This is a genomic window from Runella defluvii (assembly GCF_014195535.1).
GTDB lineage: Bacteria > Bacteroidota > Bacteroidia > Cytophagales > Spirosomataceae > Runella > Runella defluvii.
Window position 1 is genome coordinate 115,930 of record NZ_JACIBY010000018.1, and the last position, 19,010, is coordinate 134,939.

Below are 19,010 nucleotides of genomic sequence, written 5' to 3' on the forward strand. Positions count from 1 at the left end.
TATTAGGTTTTCCTACCTTGCAATAATTAATTCATATAAACTTGTACTGTACTTGATACTTCCTTTGCAAAATCTTCAGTAATCTCTCCTGATTTTAATAATTTTTGTGACATATAAATAAGATTTTTATAGTCACTAAAAACCAATGATTTTGGCGACTTTTGAAACTTAGTCCACAACTTTTGAAAGTCCTCTAACTTGATTGGGTTTACAGAAATTACCTTTTCCATAAAAAAACAACTTTATTATCACCTACTCTATTCGATTTTCGGTATCCTCCACCTGAGTTTTGAGGGGCTTCGGTGTTACACCCATAAAAAATACTTATACACTACATCTAAAAACAAACAGATTAGATTAGGAGAAAAAATTAAAATGGTACATTTGCTCTGGCTAGCCTTTACAATCTGTCAGCAAACTTATATGCCTGTTTGGAAGGAAAAAAATCAAAAAATCGAAAGATGACAAACCCTTCGGTTTTGCTGATGAAACCGCCTATCTCAATTGTGAAAAACCAGTAACCCATTCTTATGAAAATTAACACTCTGATTATTGACGACTCTCCCAGCTGGCGAGAGATACTCACTCGTTTGGTCAAGATGAACCCACTTCTTAACCTTATTGCAGTTTGTGAATCCGTCTTAGAAGCTTACACCCACATCGCTAACGACTCTATTCAACTGATTATCTGCGACATAGAGATGACTCCCATTTCTGGGTTAGAATTTATCAAAAATTTAAACAATCCTCCTTTGGTTATTTTTGTCACAGCTCATCAGAGCTATGCTTTAGATTGTTACGAAGTCTCCCCGCTCGATTTTTTGGTAAAACCTATTGAGCCACCTCGGTTCTTTAAAAGCATCGAAAAAGCCCGCCAACGACTGACCGAAGCCCCCGAGGCCATCGAACCGTACTTTTATATTTGGGAAAATAAGGCATACGTACAAATTCATTATAAGGACGTACTCTACATCAAAGCCGAAGGAAATTTTGTTCAGATTGTCACCCCCGAACAGGTCTTTATGCCCGCAGGGACAATTACCAAATTGGAAGAGAAACTTAAGCCTGATATATTTTTGCGCGTACATCGTTCTTTTTTGGTACATCGCAATGCCATTGCTAAAGTGGGAAGAAATGAAGTAGTTCTACGGGCAGGGCAAGAGATTCCGATTGGCGATCAATACCGCAATAAAATCAATCAAAAGCAGATTGAAGCCTACGCTGTTTTACGAGGCTAATTTAATCAGCGCCTCAAGGGCGAACTTGAGGTGGCACTTTTAAACAAAAAACCCTCAAATTTCGTCAATTTGAGGGTTTTTGTGGAGTCGGCGGGAGTCGAACCCGCGTCCAGAACAAGGAAACCGTACGCCTTCTACACGCTTAGTTTTGATTTGATTTTCGAGCTTCGGTAAGGTTCAAAACAGACCTGAGCCAATGCCTTATTTGCTGGTGTCTTACCGCGTGTTAGCAACGTTAGCGCGGCCAGTCTCGCGGTTCGACGCCCCTTGACCCAACCAGCAAGACGGAAGTTGGAGGAACGATGGCTAATGATTAATCACTCCGGATTAAGCAGCCATAGCGTAGCTATAATTGCCAGCTATTGTTTATGCGTGTTTTTAACAGGACTCGCGCACACGTCCCGACGTGCTTATACGTATTGCTTCAACTCGCTGTCAAAACCAAGGCGACCCCTTCGAGTTGGTTTTAGGCTAACAGAAATGCTTGTTAAAAAAGTTCAAGCTTTCTGTTTTTCTTTTGGATTTGCTCCAATGAACTAGTGCGCAATCGGTCGGGTTGTGAGCAACTCTCCTCACGTTTGGATTTCCTCCAATGCACGATTGAGACAATTACGCAATCAGTCGGGTTGTGAGCAACCCTCTTCACTGTCATTTTTATTGCTGAAGGCCGCTTACACCCGAAAAATAGGTTTTGGACGAACTACTCAATACAGCCGCTGATGAATATACCGCTCCTCCCGTTTGAAATTCCCATTTTTTAGCACCCGACTGGACGTCAACGGCAAAAAAGCGCCCGTCGATTCCTCCTACGTAAGCCAAACTATCCGTCACGACGGGTGAGGCTTGGATGCGGTTGGTGGACCATGTCTCCCACTTTTTAGCGCCTGTTTTGGCATCTACTGCGTACATTTTGTGGTCGTTGCTCGCCACAAATACCACGCCATTGCTCACCGAAGGTGAAGATAAAACAGGCCCGTCGGTTCTAAACTCCCACAATTTTGCCCCTGTTTGGCTATTTACTGCGTATAATTTTCGGTCAAAACTACCAATATACAGACTCCCGCCCGATACCGTAGGCGACGAACTCACTTCTCCTCCCGTCGAAAAATTCCACTTTTTGGCCCCCGTTTCAGCATCAAGTGCATAAACGTTGTAATCATTGCTACCAACATACACCACTCCATCTACCACCGACGGCGATGAATCTACGCCCGCTCCTGTGCCAAACTCCCACAGTTTTGTTCCTTTTTTAGCATCAAGGGCATACAAATTATTGAAACCACCTACATATACTTTACCATTCACGACCGTCGGTGACGAGATGCTAATTCCATCAGCGACAAACTCCCATTGCTTTGCTCCTGTTACGACATCAAGGGCGTATAGTTTTGAGGTAAAGTTTGATGTTCCCCCCATTCCTACATAGACCGTATTTCCCGAAACTGTGGGTGCGGATGAAATACCCATATCCAGCGCAAACTCCCATACTTTTGCGCCCGTTTTTAAGTCAACCGCGTAAATATTTTGGTCCGAACTACCGACAATTGCCATTCCAATGGCCAAAGTTGGCGAAGAGTGCACCGTGCCTTTGGTGGCAAAGTCCCACAATTTAGCGCCCGTTTTGGAGTTAAGTGCGTATAATTTATTGTCACTGCTTCCAACAAACACCGCATCAATCCCCTTCGGCATGGGGTCTTCTTTTTTGGAACAATGGGTAAAAATTTGAAAAGCGGCAAAGGTTGCTGCTGCAAAAAATGAACGATTGGCTATTGATTTTTTCATGAACAAAAAGATAGACGAGACGTTTTGTTGTCTAACGACTTTGCAGGTCAATTAGTATGATTTGGGTTTGGGCGTAGTGGCCATAAAATCTTTCAGATAAAAAGGTTCAAAAGCAGCCACCTCTTCAAATTGCTGCTTTTGAAAGCGCTTCCAAGCCAGTTCTCCCACCGTTTTGGCCGAAGGAAAAATAGCGGCTGTAGGAAAATGAGCATTCGGATTTTGCCCCAATATCCGCTGGCATTTTTCGGCACCATCGCCGAAGAAAACCACCGAACGCTCCGTAAGTAATTCAGTAAAAGATTGTTCATCCATAATTTTGGCCTGGGTCGCTTCTACAAAATGAAGTTCGGCGTCCAGCACCGCGCAATATACTTCCATGCGGCGAGCATCTAGCATCGGGCAAAACAAGTAATTGGCAGGGAAAAACGACTTTAACTGTAACGTCATGGCCTCTAGGGTATTGACACTTATCAAAGGTTTATCTAACGCAAAACACAACCCTTTGGCCGTCGAGACCGCTATTCGCAGCCCCGTATAAGAGCCTGGACCTTTTGCTACGGCAAAGGCATCGACATCAACAAGCTGAAATCCAGCGTGTTCAACGGCATTGTAAATCAAAGTCGTAAGCATTCCAGAAGACGACTTTTCGGCTAGAAGGTCGTAGTTGGATAGCAATTGGCCGTCTTGGTGGAGCGCCACCGAACAGCCGCGGGTCGAAGTATCTATGCTAAGTAATAGGGGCACTTTACAGATTAACGTTTGAAGTTTACAGTTTACAGTTATTTTTGCAAACTTAATTATTCGCCCTTCAAAATGAGTCAAAAAGTTCACTTTATCGCCATCGGTGGTAGCGTAATGCACAATTTAGCCATTGCCCTCCACCGTCAGGGTTATCAAATTACGGGTTCGGACGACGAAATCTATGACCCAGCGTCTTCAAGACTCCAAAAATTAGGTTTGCTTCCTGCCGAAATTGGCTGGTTTCCCGAAAAAATTCACCAAGGACTTGACGCTGTCATTCTGGGAATGCACGCCCGAAAAGATAATCCCGAACTCGCCCGTGCCCAAGAATTAGGAATACCTATTTATTCTTATCCAGAATATATTTACCAACAAAGTCAGAACAAACAACGCGTTGTGATTGCGGGTAGTCACGGCAAAACAACCATCACGTCGATCATACTCCACGCGTTGCGCGTCAACAACCGTCAGTTCGATTACTTGGTTGGTGCGCAATTGGAGGGGTTTGAAACGATGGTCAAACTTACCAAGTCAGCGCCTCTAATCGTCGTTGAAGGAGATGAATACCCCGCTTCCCCTACCGACCTTGCCCCTAAGTTTTTGCATTATCATCCTCACATTGCGCTCATTAGCGGTATTGCGTGGGATCATTACAACGTATTCCCTACGTGGGAAGGCTACGTACAACAATTTGAACAATTGGCCGATTCGTTGTCAAAATCTGGGGTATTGGTCTTTGACGAAACCGACGATATGCTCGATGTTATTGGTAAAAATGAGCGCGTGGACGTGCGGCCAGTTCCTTACAATGTTCATCCGCACAAGATTGTCAATGGCCAAACGTTTTTGACAACGCAAGCCTACGGAGATGTTCCTTTGTTGATTTTTGGGGAACACAACATGAAAAATATCAGCGGGGCTTTGGCCGTATGCGAAGAAGTAGGACTCACACAAGAGCAATTCTACCGCGCCATCCAGACGTTTAAAGGAGCGGCCAATCGCATGGAAACCTTGGCTAAAAACGCTCATTCAGCCGCGTTCAAAGACTTTGCCCACGCTCCTTCTAAAGTAGAAGCCACCACCAAAGCCGCCAAATCGCAATTCCCAGCGCGCGAACTGGTTGCCTGCGTAGAATTGCATACGTTTAGTAGTTTGAATAAAAACTTTTTGGGACAATATGCCCACAAACTCGACGCTGCCGATGTAGCAGTCGTTTATTACAACCCCCATACACTCGCCCACAAGCGCCTTGAGCCCATCGAACCTGAAGAGGTGAAAGCCGCTTTCCAGCGCCCATCGCTCGAAGTATTTACCGACAAAGACGCTTTGCAAGCTTTTCTGACCTCGTTGTCATGGAAAAATAAAAACTTACTCATGATGAGTTCGGGTACGTTTGGAGGATTAGAATTGAAGGAATTAGCATCACAGATTATTACCTGAATATAAAGCAACGCCATGCGTTTTGTAGATTACCCGTCCATAATCAGATCTGCTTGGAACGATTTCGATTCGACCAGGCCCATTGAATTAATTGAAGACATTAGCGCCCGCGTTTCCACCAACCACGTCTTCCGCGTGACCCTTGAAGGTGGAGGCAACGTTATTGCCAAACTTTCGTACTTTGGGAAGTTTGAGCATTTTAAAGAAGACCACCGCTTGATTCACACCTTGGCCAATAACCTGCTGTATCCGTTTGAAAACGTATTGGCAAAGTCGTTAGTCAAAAGCAATCAGGTATTTGTGTATCGGTTCCAAGAAGAAGGACTTGATGTATGGGTGGTTTTTTACAACCCCATTCGAGTGGCCGAAAAAATGCCCCGCCGTTTGGAAGAACATCATATCCGCACGCTGGGATCGCAAATCGCGAAATTCCATAAAGCTTGCGCCAGCGTGAGTACTGTCATGCCCAAGTCGTCGAAAACGTTACGTTCCGATGTCCAAGATTTGCTCAGTATGCTCAACACCGAAACAGGACGTTATGAGCATCGAATGCACATCGAGACTTTGCGCCGTCAGTGCAATCTTTTCCTCAAACACCGCAAAGAGATGGTTGCCAACGCGGTCGAAACGATGCCTGTGTTTTTGGATTGGAACATTGGAAATTTTTCGGTGACAGACAAACTAGAACTTTTTTCGCGCTGGGATTACGATTGGTTCCGCATTAGCTATCGGGTCATGGACTTTTACTTTTTCAGTAGGGTATGCTCCGACGCTGGTGACCGAACGGTCTTTTCGTACCTGATTGAACCCTTGGCCGAAGAGCGTTTTGGGTGGTTTTTGGAAGAATACCACAAGGTTTATCCGCTGACCGAACGCGAAGTTCGTTTTCTCCCCGAAGCGTATCGCTTTTTTATCCTCAACTACGTCATCAAATACGGTCGGTATTTTTTCCATCGTACCTACGCCACAAAATTGCAGCGGGAAGCGTACGAAACTTATTTCCCGTCGATTGATACATTCTCGGTTGACCCTATTTTAAAACGATTAGGACTTTAAACTTTTAATCCTAAAGCTGTAAGGTTTTAAAAACCTTGCAGCTTTCTCACCTACCCATGCTTACGATTGACTCTTTTGCCGATGTTGCCGCCCGCTACCAAGTTTTTTTCTTCGATGCGTTTGGAGTACTCAAAAACTCCCACGGGCTTATTCCTGGAATTCCCGATACGTTTGCGTATTTGAGAGAGAACCAAAAGCAGTTTTACATTTTGACCAACGATGCTTCGCGTAGCCCCCAACAGCTCGCCGAATCGTATTGGCGAATGGGGCTGATGGACATCACGCCCGACAACATCATTTCGTCGGGAATGTTGGCAAGAGAGTATTTGGAATTAAAAGTAAATCAGGGAACGGTAGCGTATTTGGGCACAGAGGACTCTGCCCATTACATCGAATCTACGGAACGCAAAGCCTTATCCATCAGCGAATTAAACCTAGACGCAATTGGCGATATTAACGCCCTTGTGATGCTCGACGATGAAGGTTTTGATTGGAACACCGACCTCAACAAAGCCACTAATTTACTCCGCCGACGCAATATCCCCGTGATTGTGGCCAATACCGACGCTACGTATCCTACGTCCAAAACCCAAGTCGCGATTGCCATCGGTGGCGTAGCCGATATGCTGGAAAGTATCGTTGGCAAGCAGTTTATTCGTTTTGGAAAACCCGACGCTCAAATGTTTATGTTTGCCTACGAGCGGGTAATGGAGCAAAATCCTGCGCTCGGTAAAAAGGACATCGTGATGATTGGCGACACGCTCCGCACCGACATTTCGGGAGGGAATAAATTTGGGCTTGATACGGTGTTGGTACTGACAGGAAACATTCCCGCCGAAGACGCCGAAATCCGCATTCGCAGTACGGGTATCATTCCTACCTACGTATGTGAATCGGCCGTTATTGGTTAACTTCCGTTTCGCCTTAGTTCTCGTTCAATGGTTTCTTTGTACAAATAAAAATCGACCTGAAACGTATGCCGAGGCGAAGCGTTGTACCGATGCCGCATCTGCTGGGTGTCGCGTTCGATGTCTTTTGTCATGGAAGCAACATCAGGCAAACGGCAAGTTCCTTTTATCAATTTAGCGACCCATTTGGCTTGAATTTCGGCCAACGGCATAATGGCGCCCAATGGCTGAATCAATCCTACAAAAAATAGGTTAGGCCAATCGGGATGTACCACTTTTTTGTACAACCGAAATTCATTATTCGCACTCACCTCAAACGCTTTGTCTTTCAAAAACGGAAACGTCGCTTTGTAGCCCGTTGCATAGATAATCAAGTCATAGGTTTCGGAAGTACCGTCTTCAAAAACCACTTCTTTCCCGCGAAACTCCTTGATATTGGGCTTATAATCAATCAAGCCTCGGCCACTCAGGTTGAGAAGTTCCTGCGACACCGTCGGGTGTTCTTGCAAGGGTGGGCGCTTCGGAAGCGGCACGCCGTACGCCTCTTGGCGGCCACGGGCAAGCAAAAGGGATACTTTGAGCAAATACCGCTGCACTGATAACGGCAATTTGGCCGTTAGGGGGTTGGCCAAACTATCAAACGGTTTGCTCAAAATCCAGTTGGGCAAAATGTACGCCCCGCTTCGCGTTGAAATCGTCACCCGACCCGAATGAAGTTTAGCTGCCTCACAAGCAATGTCCACGGCGGAGTTACCAATGCCTACAATCAGTATATTTTTGTACATGATTTGTTCAGGCACGCGGTAGTGATGCACGTGCAAGACTTCGCCCGTAAAGGTTCCAGCAAAAGGTGGATCGGGAAAACGAGGGTTCCAATGGTGGCCGTTGGCGACAATGACGTGGGTATATTCTTTTACCTCACCACGGTCGGTTGTCACTTTATACAAACCATTGGATGTAGGCACAACTTCGGTAATTCCTGTATTGAAAGTAATTGAATTTCGCAGGCCGAAATGGTCCACATATTCTTCAAAGTACTTAATAATCTGCGAATGATGCGGAAACATGGGCAAATCGCGCGTGAGCGGATAATCGCTATACGCCATGATTTCGCGGTTGGTATTGATGTGCAACGACCGATACGCCGACGACATTTGGTTGTCATTGTTATAACGCCAATTACCCCCTATGTTCGAGCCTTTTTCGAAACAATCATAGCTAATTCCAAGGTCTTTGAGGGCTTTCGCCGCCACCATCCCTGAGGAACCCGCTCCAATGATACATACTTGTTTTTGCATAATCATTCCGATTTTTTTAACCAACTTTCGACCAAAGAAGCAATCATTGCCGCGCCTCGGGTATTAAAATGCAAGTTATCTTGGCTCAAATCCATACCGTGCGACAAGCAGATTTTATCCCAATCTTGCCCCAAAATTTCGTGTTTGACCACGCTCATATAGACCAATTTTAGGGTATCGTCGTAGGTATATTTGAGTTTTTTGGGGTGTTGTTGCAGAAACTCCTTCATTCGTTCGCGAACGGGCAAATACGTCAGGTTTTCGCGTTCGGCAACTTGTTTGATAAATGCACTGTAACGGTCGGCTTTGGCATTAGCTTCGTTTTGAAGGTCTTCGCCCATGATTGGCAAGGAGATTAGGGCAATTTGGGCGTTGGTTTCGGTCGTTAAGCGCCGCACAATTTCGGTATAGTTACGTTGGTATCCCTCATAATCGGGCGTTACATTTTTGGCTATTTTTTTGAACTGATAATAACTGTTCAAAGCCGCTTTACTCACGGTAGCATTGACGTCATTGGTACCAATTAGTAGGGTTACGTAATCAGGCTTTGTCGCGATGATTTCATCTAAACGCGCTAAAACCGTGTACGAAAGGTCGGAATTAACACCCGCATTGTAGAAAAAATACGGCTCTCCCAACCAGCGTTCGAGCATATCCACGTAGTTGACGCTGACATTCCCGTGCGTGATGCTATCGCCCACGCACACCACCACTTTTTTACCCGCAGCCTCTGCCAATGAAACTTGTCCTTTTTTAGGAAAATGGTCAGGACGATGATACCGAATTTTACGTTCGAGGTATTTATAGATAAGAAAGACAAGCAGTAATAAACTACCGACAACAATCAAGAATACGCTCATAAAAAACAAGATAATACATTGGTAATGAAAAAATTACACAAACTTTCTAATTGGCACACCCTTGCCCAACAACCGCTTTAAAGTTGCTATTTTTTTCGGCGACAAAGCCTGGTTGTAGCGTAATAGACTTTTTGGCATCATACGTCATAGTAGCACCCGCTTTTACCGTGTTCACGCCCGTAATAGCGTTGGAAGCTTTCACATCCCCTACTGTTCCTGCATTAAAGGTAGTAGTTACGGTCACATTCTGTGCGCAGACAGTTACTTGGTATGAACTCGAAATCGAAGCGCAACTTCCAATGCTACAGGTAGCAGAATAAGTTGTGGTTTGCGATGGATGCTGAACAATGCTATTGCCTATCAAACCTGCTGACCATGACACGCTTCCTGCACATCCCTGAGCAAACAACGTCACTTCTTGACCCGAAGATACCGTAGATGCCGTTGAAGTAATGGTCGGGGGCTGGGGAGGTAACGCTGGAACGGTGACCATTTGGCTCAAAATAATATTCCCAGAAGCATCTTTCAAATACACCCGATAGTTTCCGCTTCCAACGTTCACCGTCTGACTGGATGAAAAAGAAGTCGAAATAGCCCCATTTCCATTGACCCAAAAATACTGATAACCACTTGGAGCAGTAATCGAATACGTGTTATTCAAACAACTGAGAGTCAGCGAGGGCAGCGCTGTAGCACTGTAGGGAGTTGCGTTGGTAAAAAACGAATTATCCAACGCACTATTCCACCGCGATGCCAGCTCAGAGACGGCTTGTTGACCATTGGTCAAATTTTCAAGGTGGGCACCATCAGGGCGAGGCGTCTGTAGATTATCAGTTTCAGGGCCTGCAAAAATTTTATCCGCAGGGCTTATTGTAAGATTTTGGCCTGAAATGATGTTGGCATCCGCTACACTAAAATAAGAAGCCCTTGACACTACCCAAGGGAGCATAATTTTACCCGAATGATTCCGCGAGCGATTAATGACATACTTTAGGCTATCGCGGTATTCATTGGCAGAAGTATTGTCGTTGGGGTCGGCATTGTTGTTCTTGTGTGTATCTGACTCACCTTGGTGCCACAGCACTGCTCGCACTCCAAACATTGATCCATAATAATTTAAGGCTTTTCGCAAATAATTATACGGAAAGTTGGGGTTTCCCGCGTACAAAATCCCCACGTGAACATTAACAGATGGCAATCCATCCGCACTTCGGCTCCAATTCCCTACCGAAGAACCATTAGCAGCAGCATTAAAAAACATAACAGGTACGTTATATCGCGCTATGATGGCATCCCCGAGTTCTCCCCAAGCCCAAGATGAAATTCCGTTGGGGGCAATTGTTGCCCCTGCGTTGTTCAACGTCGAAATCACGGGAAAAGGTGGATCCACATTCTGGCAAGTTCCGCTGGGGCACGGCAATGTCCAATTGACATATTTTACACGACCTTGCCCATCTGAAGAAGCTTTTGCCCCATGATTATCGACCCCTTGGGCATTGGACTGCCCCGCAACTACAAATACCTCTCCTACCCCCACTCTTGACAATGTGGTCGTTTGAACCACATTATTAAATAAAATCGAGCGCACTTCGAGGGTGTACCAGCCGCCCAACACACTAAACAAACTTCCCGAAAAAATTCCACCAGAAGGATTGATATGAATGGCTGTCCAATCAATGTTTTGACCGCCACTAACGGCAACGAGTCGAGCCTCTATGCGATCGACAGCCCCCGTATAACTCCCTCCTACGTGAATCGTTGCCAAGTTGGACGCATTTCGTTGAAAAATAGCACCATCAAACGGGAAAGAAACAGATAATTGTGCCCATAAATGCAGCGAACTGCCGCACAGCAGACAAAGACAGAAAACGACCTTTTTCCAAGGGTTCTCACAAAAGTAGAAAAACATTTTAAAAGGTATTTGTGGGGTTTATGGTGCTGTTCGTCTTGTACTCGACATACCGTTGCAAATTGCTTTTTTTTAACGAAAAACCTATAACTCACTTCTCAAATTCTTTTCTCACGTATTTTTGTACCTCACAAAACCTATGTTGCACGATGCAAGCATTTCTTTTCGACCTCGACGGGGTCATTGTAGATACCGCCCATTTTCACTACCAAGCTTGGCGGCGGTTGGCCAACGAAAAATTGGGGTTTGATATTTCAGAAGAGTTTAATGAAAGCCTCAAAGGAATCAGCCGTACCGAATCGCTCGACCGCATTCTTGCTCACGGCGGTGTCTCGCTCGACGATGTGACCAAAGAAGCCTACGCCACCCTCAAAAATCAGTGGTACGTAGAACTTGTTAACCAAATGACCCCTGCCGATATCCTTCCTGGAATCATTGAATTTTTGGCACAAACACGGGCCGATGGTATAAAAATTGCCCTTGGATCGGTGAGTAAAAATGCCAAACCTATTTTGGAACATATTGGTATTTTATCTGCTTTTGATGCCATTATTGATGGTACAAAAATCTCCAAAGGCAAGCCTGATCCCGAAGTTTTTTTAAAAGGAGCCGAAGAGCTAGGAATCTCGCCTAGCGAGTGCGTAGTGTTTGAAGATGCCGTTGCGGGGATTGAAGCAGGACTACGTGCAGGGATGAAAACAGTCGGAATAGGGCAAGCTGAAGTTCTGACCAAAGCCGATATAGTTCGTTCTGACCTGAACAACTTCACTCCCAATGAGTTAAAAAATATCTTGTTCCCCGAACAATAAATCTAAAAATAGTACCCAAAAAAAAGACAGGATTTTTTTTGGAATAAATTGTTTTCTATCTATATTTGCACAACTAATAATGGTGTGGATATAGTCGGAAAGCTGTTCGAGGATTTCGAACAGCTTTTTTATTTTTCATTGTGCTTCGTCTATTGAATCACATAAAAAAAGCGGGGATTTGCCCCGCTCTTGATTAACCTGCCGTTACTTTAAATTCCGATGTGGTATGGAACTGAATGTCGGGATTGTTGTCTCGATTCATCCGAACCATCCATTCCGAATCAGCTAAAAACACTGGGTTGTCGTCTTTGTCGTACCCAATTTGGGTTCCTTTCAAACGGATATATTCTTGTATTTTCTTAGGGTCTTCGCTGGTAATCCAACAGGCCCGCGAGGTGTTCATCGGTATCCAACGGCATTTGGCGCCGTACTCGTGTTCGAGACGGTACTGAATTACTTCAAACTGAAGCTCTCCCACTGTACCTACGACTTTCCGATTTCCAGGCTGTACCGTAAACAACTGCGCTACCCCTTCGTCGGTCAACTGCTGAATCCCTTTTTCCAGTTGTTTCGACTTCATAGGATCAAGGTTGATCAACTCTTTGAAAATCTCGGGTGAAAAACTTGGAATTCCTGCGTATTGTAGGTCTTCTCCTTCCGTCAGCGTATCTCCAATCTTAAACGTCCCTGTATCGTACAAACCAATTACATCGCCAGGAAATCCTTCGTCCACAACTTCTTTGGCTGAAGCCATAAAACTGTACGGATTGGAAAAACGCACCGATTTGTCTAGGCGCGTATGATGGTAAAATTTACCTCGCTCAAAAATCCCTGAACATACCCTTAAAAACGCAATACGGTCGCGGTGACGCGGGTCAATGTTGGCGTGAATTTTAAACACAAAGCCCGTAAATTTCTTTTCGAGTGGATCAACCGAACGCACATTCGTTGGACGAGCCGCAGGAAGGGGAGAAATTTGACAAAATGCCTCCAAAAGCTCACGTACCCCAAAGTTGTTGACCGCACTGCCAAAAAACACGGGAGCTACTTTGCCCGACAAATACGTATCTCGGTTAAAGGTGTCATACACGCCTTCGATAAGCTCCACGTCTTCCCGCAGTTGATTGGCATCACGCTCACCTACTTTTTGGTCAAGTTCCGACGAATCTAATTCCAATAAGGCCACGTCATCTTCCACCTTTGTTTTGTTGACTTTGAAGAAATACATTTGTTTCTCCAACAAGTGATACACCCCTTTGAAAGTCGCTCCACCGTTGACAGGCCACGTCAATGGACGCACTTTTAGATTGAGTTTTTGTTCCAATTCATCCAATAAATCAAACGGATTTTGCCCTTCACGGTCCATTTTATTGATGAATATGATCACTGGGGTATCTCGCATCCGACACACTTCCATGAGGCGTTCGGTTTGTTCCTCCACCCCTTTTACACAGTCAATCACCAAAATTACTGAGTCCACCGCCGTAAGCGTGCGGTAGGTATCTTCGGCAAAGTCTTTGTGACCTGGCGTATCGAGGATATTGATAAGCAGGTCATTATATTCAAACGTCATTACCGACGTAGCCACCGAGATACCACGTTGTTTCTCGATTTCCATAAAATCGGAAGTAGCCGTTTTTTTAATTTTATTGGATTTAACAGCCCCTGCCGTTTGAATTGCCCCCCCAAAAAGTAGCAACTTTTCAGTGAGCGTCGTTTTTCCCGCATCTGGGTGACTAATAATCGCAAACGTACGCCGTTTGGCGATTTCTTGTTCTATTTTTGACATATTATAGGCATTCGAATAAAAAGTCCGCAAAGTTACGGCTTATTTCCCGTAATTTTTCACCACTACTTTTTCGGAAGTATAGACAATTCGGTTTTGGCCATTTTCATGGTATAACAACCCTAGCTGATAGGTCCCTGGAAGAACATTATCTTGAAAAACCCACGCTTCAAACCCTTCTTTGAAATAATTACGTGTTTTTAGGAACGCTTTCCGATCACGACTAGGTGTCAAACGAGCCGCCGAAATATAGGAAGTAGAGTCATTTGTAAGCAAAACAAACAGTGCATTTTTCGCTTGACTCTGGTCGATAGCTATCGACGAGTTTGCTATTTTTTGAATCAAAATTCCACCATAAGCAGGCAGCGTATCTACCTGATGTGTAAAAGGAACTACGCTCAATTTAGTTGTGTCTGCTCTCGTGGTTGGAATTGTCAACGAAGTATCAAGGGGTAAAACGTACATTTTTCGTTGAATCGACTCATCAAAATATTTTTTGGTCACGCTATTGGTCATCGTTTCTAGTTTCCCGCTCACCCGACCATGTGCCCGCAACGACAGCGCATCTGCCACCAGCGAATTTCGGAAGTTAACCACTTCAGGCGCGGCAAACAGGTAGGTTCCCAAGAAAAAAAGCCCACCAAAAAGCGTCATTCCAATAGCCACAAACTTGCGCACTTTTTGGGGAACCAAAATGAGCAGCGTCGAATACAAGGCCACCATTGCCATAACCGAATAAATCATGTAACGCGCGGGGGTTTCTAAAGCTTGGCCAGCACGGGCAGTTGCTACCCCCAAGCCCGTAATGAGCAACCACGCCAACAATGCCAACAAGGATAAATTTTCGGGTTGTTGGGTAAAAACGGTCAGAATTTTTGGGCGAGAAAAGGTGGACAACTCTTTACTCCTCTGCCGAAAGACCGAAATCACAAACGTCCCTCCTACCCAAGATGCCAATGTGAGCAACGCCAAAGTGATAGCTCCTCCCAGCACGGCAACTTCGGGCAAACGCCCACGCAGGTACGACGCCCCAGCGCCAAAAAATGAAAGTAAAGTAAGGAGTGAATTTTTGAAACTTTTGTCCTGATTTAATGACCCAAAGCCAAAAGGATAATACCAATAAAAAGCAACCGTCGTGAGAATACAAGCCAGCAACCACACCAACGCAGCACGGTAACGATACTGAAGTAAAGGAATCAACAGCCCAACATACATACCAAATAGTCCGTTTCCATTGGTATAGGTTAGCAAATAACCTCCTACAATTGCTCCTGCCAAAGTACCCCACTTAGGGACAGCAAGTAAATAGTAGGTGATAATACCCACCACAAAAGAAGCGGTATATTGCCAAAGTGCGGCTGCCCAAAAAATATTCTCGTGATACGCAGGCGTAAAAAGAAACAGCCCAACTGGAAATACAAGATAAAAAGGCAATTTATTGGCAGACAGCACTTTCCAGAAATAACCAAACAAAATAGCCACCAATACACTACCCGCCAAAATCAACGTTCGGTAGTTGACTTGCCCCGTCAACAAGTAATCAATCCAAAAAGCAAGCTTTGCCGTAATCACCCCATGGCCATTGTGCTTGAACTCCAATGCTTGAAGAAATGCCTGAAATGTAGGGGCGTCCGTAAACTTGATGATATATTCCAAATAGGCATAATCATCAAAATAAGGAACATTGACTGCATTCTGAAATACGAAGCGATAAAAAACAAATGCAATGCTAAATAGCAGGAATGCAGCGAGATAATTAAAAAATTTCATGCGGGCGACACTTGGCGAGCCAGCAAAGATAGCCTATTTTTGCCAAAAACATTTCATCAATGACACGCTACTTATATATTGTTCGGCACGCAACCGCAGAGGACTCTATTTCTTTCTTTAAGGATTTTGAACGTGAACTTTCTGCGTATGGTAAATCTGAAGCTACTCGCATGGGCCGTTTTTTACATACTAAAGGGCTTGTCCCCGACTTGCTCATCAGCAGTTCGGCTCCCCGTGCGTTTCAAACTGCCCAACTTTTGGGCGAACAATTAGGCTACAGTAAAGATAAAATTCAAAGCACCCGCGACTTGTACGACGGAGGCCCAAGATCTTACATCAACACCGTCAATCGTGTTCCTGAAAACTGTACACACTTGATGATTATTGGGCATAACCCTGACGCAAGTTACTTTTCAGATTACCTGGCAAACACTGATATAGATTCTATGGTAAAAGGTGGCGTGATTACCATTGCATTTGAAAACCTTCAATGGAACGAAGTTTCTGCTGAAACAGGAAAGTTTATTAGTTATGATACTCCACCCAACTTTTAAATTAATGAACCGAAATCGAAAAATATTTATCATTGTTAGCATCGTTTTTATTGCCATTTTTGTAGGCATTGCCATTGATATGGCAAGCCGTACAACCGCTCCTTGGAACAAGAAAAAACAGCTTGTCAGGGCATTTGATGTCACCAGCGACGCCGACTCTATTGGAATTGATACTACTACTGTCAACGTTAAATAATAAAGGCGGCCTGCGGGCCGCCTTTATTATTTACTCTATTTTTATTTTCGCTTCTTCTTCACCGTAAACGGCACGCATATATACACAGGACAGCAATTCGTCCCCGCTTCGATGATGACTGGGCAACAGCCGTTGGCTGGGCACGTCTGGTTAGTCGCCGTGAAGGTATAGACTCCCACTTCTGAGAACAATACCACATTCCCCGTCGCTACCGACGTTGTGCCGCCGTTTTTGAACCACTGTACGTTCGTTAAATAAGCTGGCAGGCTCACTTCCAGTTTTTGGTTTGGACATAAGTCAAACGGTACTGTGAAGCACTGTTGGTCGATGTCGTCTTCACCACCTTTGCCATTGCCTGGTGTGCTGTCTCTGTCTTTCTCGTTGGTCTTGCTGATTTCAGCCGTGTTCAAATGGATACCCGCCTGCGTTGCCTTCACTTGGTAGCGTAACGTCACCGTGTCACCTCCCGCCGCAATGTTACCGATGTTCCACTTAATCACATTCCCGCTAATAGTCGCAGTACCACGACTCGCTACAAAGCTGCCGCTTACAAACTGCACCGTAGTCGCGATGCTGTCCGTCACTTCTACGCCCGTCGCGTTCTTGGTCCATTCGTTCCATACTTTAATCGTGTACGTCAACACATCACCAACCCGTGCGATTTTTGTATTAATCGACTTCTTCAACGCCAAATCAATTGTATCAATACAACTTTGGGCATTGATCGTCGCTGGTACACGGCTTGTGCTCACTGCCGTTGGACACGTTGGGTCGGTACTGCGTGCTTGCGCATAGAACACCGTATTCGCCGTTACTGTGCCACTTGGTTTGTAATTTAAGCCCGTTGACAATACTGTTCCGCCCGTTTGTTGGCTGAACCATTCTACCGTTGCCAGTCCCACCACCGTCGCTTTCAACGTTGGGAACGTATCGCCGATACAAGCCGTCAAACTTGGCGTCAACAACTGCGGTAAAGCTGGGTTACAGTTACAATTCACGCCCGCAATGATGGTGTCTGACTTGCAAATCGAGCTCAGACTATCGGTAATAATCACATTCTGACCCGATGGAATGCCTGATACCGTGTATGGGTTCGTGCCACTCAACGTGCCTTTGTTTACTTTCACAATACCCAATTTGTTCGCCACCGTGAAGGTAAAACTGTACGTTTGCGCGTCGTTTGAACATACAGGGGCCGCTGAACTAATCGACGATTTGATACAAGGTTGTTGACAAACTGGCACAATCACTTTCACCGTATCTTGACAACCATTTACCGAGTAAATAAAGTCAAACGACTTGCCTTGAGCGGTGGCGTTAGTGATACTTACCAAACCAGCACTGTTCACCGTCGCGCCCGTTGGATTACCCGTCAAAGCCGACCACGTTCCTCCCGTTGGCGTCGCTGATAGTTGAACGCTTGATGGAACATTGCCATTTGAACAAACCAAGGTCGTGTCTTTACCCGCATTTGGTTTTGGATTCACCGTTACTACCACATTCGCCGTGTCTTTACAGCCTGCCGCGTTTTGAGCAACCAATACGTAGGTCGTTGTGCCCGTTGGCTTCACTGAACTTGGCGTTGCTACTGCTGTGCCACCCGCTGTACCTACTGTCCACACTGGACTCAAGTACGTATTGTAATTCGTAATCTTCGTTGTCAAATCAACTGACTCGCCTGCACAAATCGTCGCAGAACCGTCGGCAATCGTTGGTTTAGCCAATACTACTACTTGCGCCGTGTCTGTACACGTTTGACCGCCACTTGTTACCGAATAGACAAACTTGTACGTGCCCGCTGCGTTCAAACCACTGATGTTGCCACTCGCATCTATCGTCGCCGCACTTGGGTTAGCTGGGCTAACTATTGGTGCCCATGTGCCACCTGCTGTTAATGCCGTCAACTTCGCTGTTTTCGTTGGTTGACAAACATTCGCCGCATCGGCACCTGCATTTGGCTTCACACAACCTGCACAGGGTGCTACCGTTACCGCTACCGTGTCTTTACAACCTGCCGTTGTCGTGTAAATAAACTGGTACGTGCCTGCTACATTCATGCCTGTCACATTGTTACCCGTAATCGTCGCCGTAGTTGGGGTCGTGCCTAGTTGTGACCAACTGCCTCCCGATGGACTTGGAACTAAGGTATAGCTCGTCGCCAAGGTATTGTTTGCTGCATTCACACAAGCCAACGTCGTGTCTTTGCCTGCGCTTGGTTTTGGATTCACCGTCACAACAACATTCGCCGTGTCTTTACAACCAGCGGCATTTTGAGCGACCAATACATAGGTCGTTGTTCCCGTTGGCTTCACTGAACTTGGCGTCGTTACTACTGTGCCGCCCGCTGTACCAACTGTCCACACTGGACTCAAGTACGTATTGTAATTGGTAATCTTCGTTGTCAAATCAACTGACTCACCTGCACAAATTGTAGCACTGCCATCGGCAATCACTGGCTTGGCAAGTACAATCACTTGTGCTGTGTCGGTACATGTTTGACCACCTGAGGTGATGGAATACACAAACTTATACGTACCTGCTGCATTCAAACCACTGATGTTGCCACTGGCATCTATCGTCGCTGCGCTTGGGTTCGCTGGGCTAACTATTGGTGCCCATGTGCCTCCTGTCGTCACTGCCGTCAACTTCGCCGTACTCGTCGG

16 protein-coding genes and 1 other RNA gene are annotated in these 19,010 nt (G+C 45.4%); 7 read left to right on the forward strand and 10 right to left on the reverse strand.

The annotated features are described in order from the left end of the window. Nucleotides 1–26: 26 nt before the first annotated feature. On the reverse strand, nt 27–230 hold the full coding sequence (locus tag FHS57_RS27485; RefSeq protein WP_183979334.1) for a hypothetical protein: 204 nt from the start codon (nt 228–230) through the stop codon (nt 27–29). Between the two features lie 300 nt (nt 231–530). On the opposite strand from FHS57_RS27485, the gene FHS57_RS27490 reads away from it, so the two are divergent. Beyond that, nucleotides 531–1,238 (forward strand): LytR/AlgR family response regulator transcription factor, encoded by a 708-nt coding sequence (locus tag FHS57_RS27490; protein ID WP_183979336.1) that lies wholly within the window; start codon nt 531–533, stop codon nt 1,236–1,238. Nucleotides 1,239–1,317: 79 nt separating this feature from the next. Here the strand turns inward: FHS57_RS27490 and ssrA are convergent. From ssrA to tsaB, 3 genes are all read right to left on the reverse strand, one after another. Further along, nucleotides 1,318–1,692: a transfer-messenger RNA gene (ssrA, locus tag FHS57_RS27495) on the reverse strand. Nucleotides 1,693–1,892: 200 nt separating this feature from the next. Beyond that, entirely contained in the window at nt 1,893–3,020 is a 1,128-nt protein-coding gene (locus FHS57_RS27500; RefSeq protein WP_183979338.1) for a PQQ-binding-like beta-propeller repeat protein, read from the reverse strand. 51 nt (nt 3,021–3,071) lie between these two features. Continuing rightward, nucleotides 3,072–3,764, reverse strand: coding sequence for a tRNA (adenosine(37)-N6)-threonylcarbamoyltransferase complex dimerization subunit type 1 TsaB (tsaB, locus tag FHS57_RS27505; RefSeq protein ID WP_183979340.1), 693 nt, complete (start codon nt 3,762–3,764; stop codon nt 3,072–3,074). Between the two features lie 69 nt (nt 3,765–3,833). On the opposite strand from tsaB, the gene FHS57_RS27510 reads away from it, so the two are divergent. Genes FHS57_RS27510 through FHS57_RS27520 form a run of 3 tightly spaced genes read left to right on the forward strand, consistent with a single transcriptional unit; the run spans nt 3,834 to nt 7,168 of the window. Further along, nucleotides 3,834–5,201 (forward strand): UDP-N-acetylmuramate--L-alanine ligase, encoded by a 1,368-nt coding sequence (locus FHS57_RS27510; protein ID WP_183979342.1) that lies wholly within the window; start codon nt 3,834–3,836, stop codon nt 5,199–5,201. A gap of 15 nt (nt 5,202–5,216) precedes the next feature. Beyond that, the gene (locus tag FHS57_RS27515; protein WP_183979344.1) at nt 5,217–6,257 is read left to right on the forward strand and encodes an aminoglycoside phosphotransferase/kinase family protein; all 1,041 of its coding nucleotides are present in this window, start codon (nt 5,217–5,219) and stop codon (nt 6,255–6,257) included. Between the two features lie 56 nt (nt 6,258–6,313). After that, a complete protein-coding gene (locus FHS57_RS27520) occupies nt 6,314–7,168 on the forward strand; it encodes a TIGR01459 family HAD-type hydrolase (RefSeq protein ID WP_183979345.1) in 855 nt (284 codons plus the stop codon). Here the strand turns inward: FHS57_RS27520 and FHS57_RS27525 are convergent. From FHS57_RS27525 to FHS57_RS27535, 3 genes are read right to left on the reverse strand one after another with little or no spacing between them, the layout of a single operon-like run. Beyond that, nucleotides 7,165–8,463: a flavin-containing monooxygenase gene (locus tag FHS57_RS27525; protein WP_183979347.1), complete on the reverse strand. Its 1,299-nt coding sequence runs from the start codon at nt 8,461–8,463 to the stop codon at nt 7,165–7,167. The two genes, FHS57_RS27520 and FHS57_RS27525, sit on opposite strands and share 4 nt — an antisense overlap. Before the next feature lie 2 nt (nt 8,464–8,465). Further along, nucleotides 8,466–9,323: an SGNH/GDSL hydrolase family protein gene (locus tag FHS57_RS27530; RefSeq protein WP_183979349.1), complete on the reverse strand. Its 858-nt coding sequence runs from the start codon at nt 9,321–9,323 to the stop codon at nt 8,466–8,468. A 46-nt stretch (nt 9,324–9,369) separates the two neighbouring features. Next, on the reverse strand, nt 9,370–11,232 hold the full coding sequence (locus FHS57_RS27535; RefSeq protein WP_183979351.1) for a 3-coathanger stack domain-containing protein: 1,863 nt from the start codon (nt 11,230–11,232) through the stop codon (nt 9,370–9,372). Nucleotides 11,233–11,381: 149 nt separating this feature from the next. On the opposite strand from FHS57_RS27535, the gene pgmB reads away from it, so the two are divergent. Next, complete coding sequence (gene pgmB, locus FHS57_RS27540; protein ID WP_183979353.1) at nt 11,382–12,041, forward strand: beta-phosphoglucomutase; 660 nt, start codon at nt 11,382–11,384, stop codon at nt 12,039–12,041. 193 nt (nt 12,042–12,234) lie between these two features. On the opposite strand, the gene FHS57_RS27545 is transcribed toward pgmB, so the two are convergent. Together FHS57_RS27545 and FHS57_RS27550 are read right to left on the reverse strand one after the other, a co-directional pair. After that, complete coding sequence (locus FHS57_RS27545; RefSeq protein WP_183979355.1) at nt 12,235–13,830, reverse strand: peptide chain release factor 3; 1,596 nt, start codon at nt 13,828–13,830, stop codon at nt 12,235–12,237. A 39-nt stretch (nt 13,831–13,869) separates the two neighbouring features. Further along, the gene (locus FHS57_RS27550; protein WP_183979357.1) at nt 13,870–15,597 is read right to left on the reverse strand and encodes a hypothetical protein; all 1,728 of its coding nucleotides are present in this window, start codon (nt 15,595–15,597) and stop codon (nt 13,870–13,872) included. A 59-nt stretch (nt 15,598–15,656) separates the two neighbouring features. Here FHS57_RS27550 and FHS57_RS27555 point away from each other — a divergent pair, with 59 nt between their 5' ends. After that, on the forward strand, nt 15,657–16,151 hold the full coding sequence (locus FHS57_RS27555; protein ID WP_183979358.1) for a SixA phosphatase family protein: 495 nt from the start codon (nt 15,657–15,659) through the stop codon (nt 16,149–16,151). Between the two features lie 4 nt (nt 16,152–16,155). Further along, nucleotides 16,156–16,347 (forward strand): hypothetical protein, encoded by a 192-nt coding sequence (locus tag FHS57_RS27560; RefSeq protein WP_183979359.1) that lies wholly within the window; start codon nt 16,156–16,158, stop codon nt 16,345–16,347. Between the two features lie 41 nt (nt 16,348–16,388). On the opposite strand, the gene FHS57_RS27565 is transcribed toward FHS57_RS27560, so the two are convergent. Beyond that, a partial coding sequence (locus tag FHS57_RS27565; RefSeq protein WP_183979360.1) for an Ig-like domain-containing protein occupies nt 16,389–19,010 on the reverse strand: 2,622 nt, incomplete at its 5' end.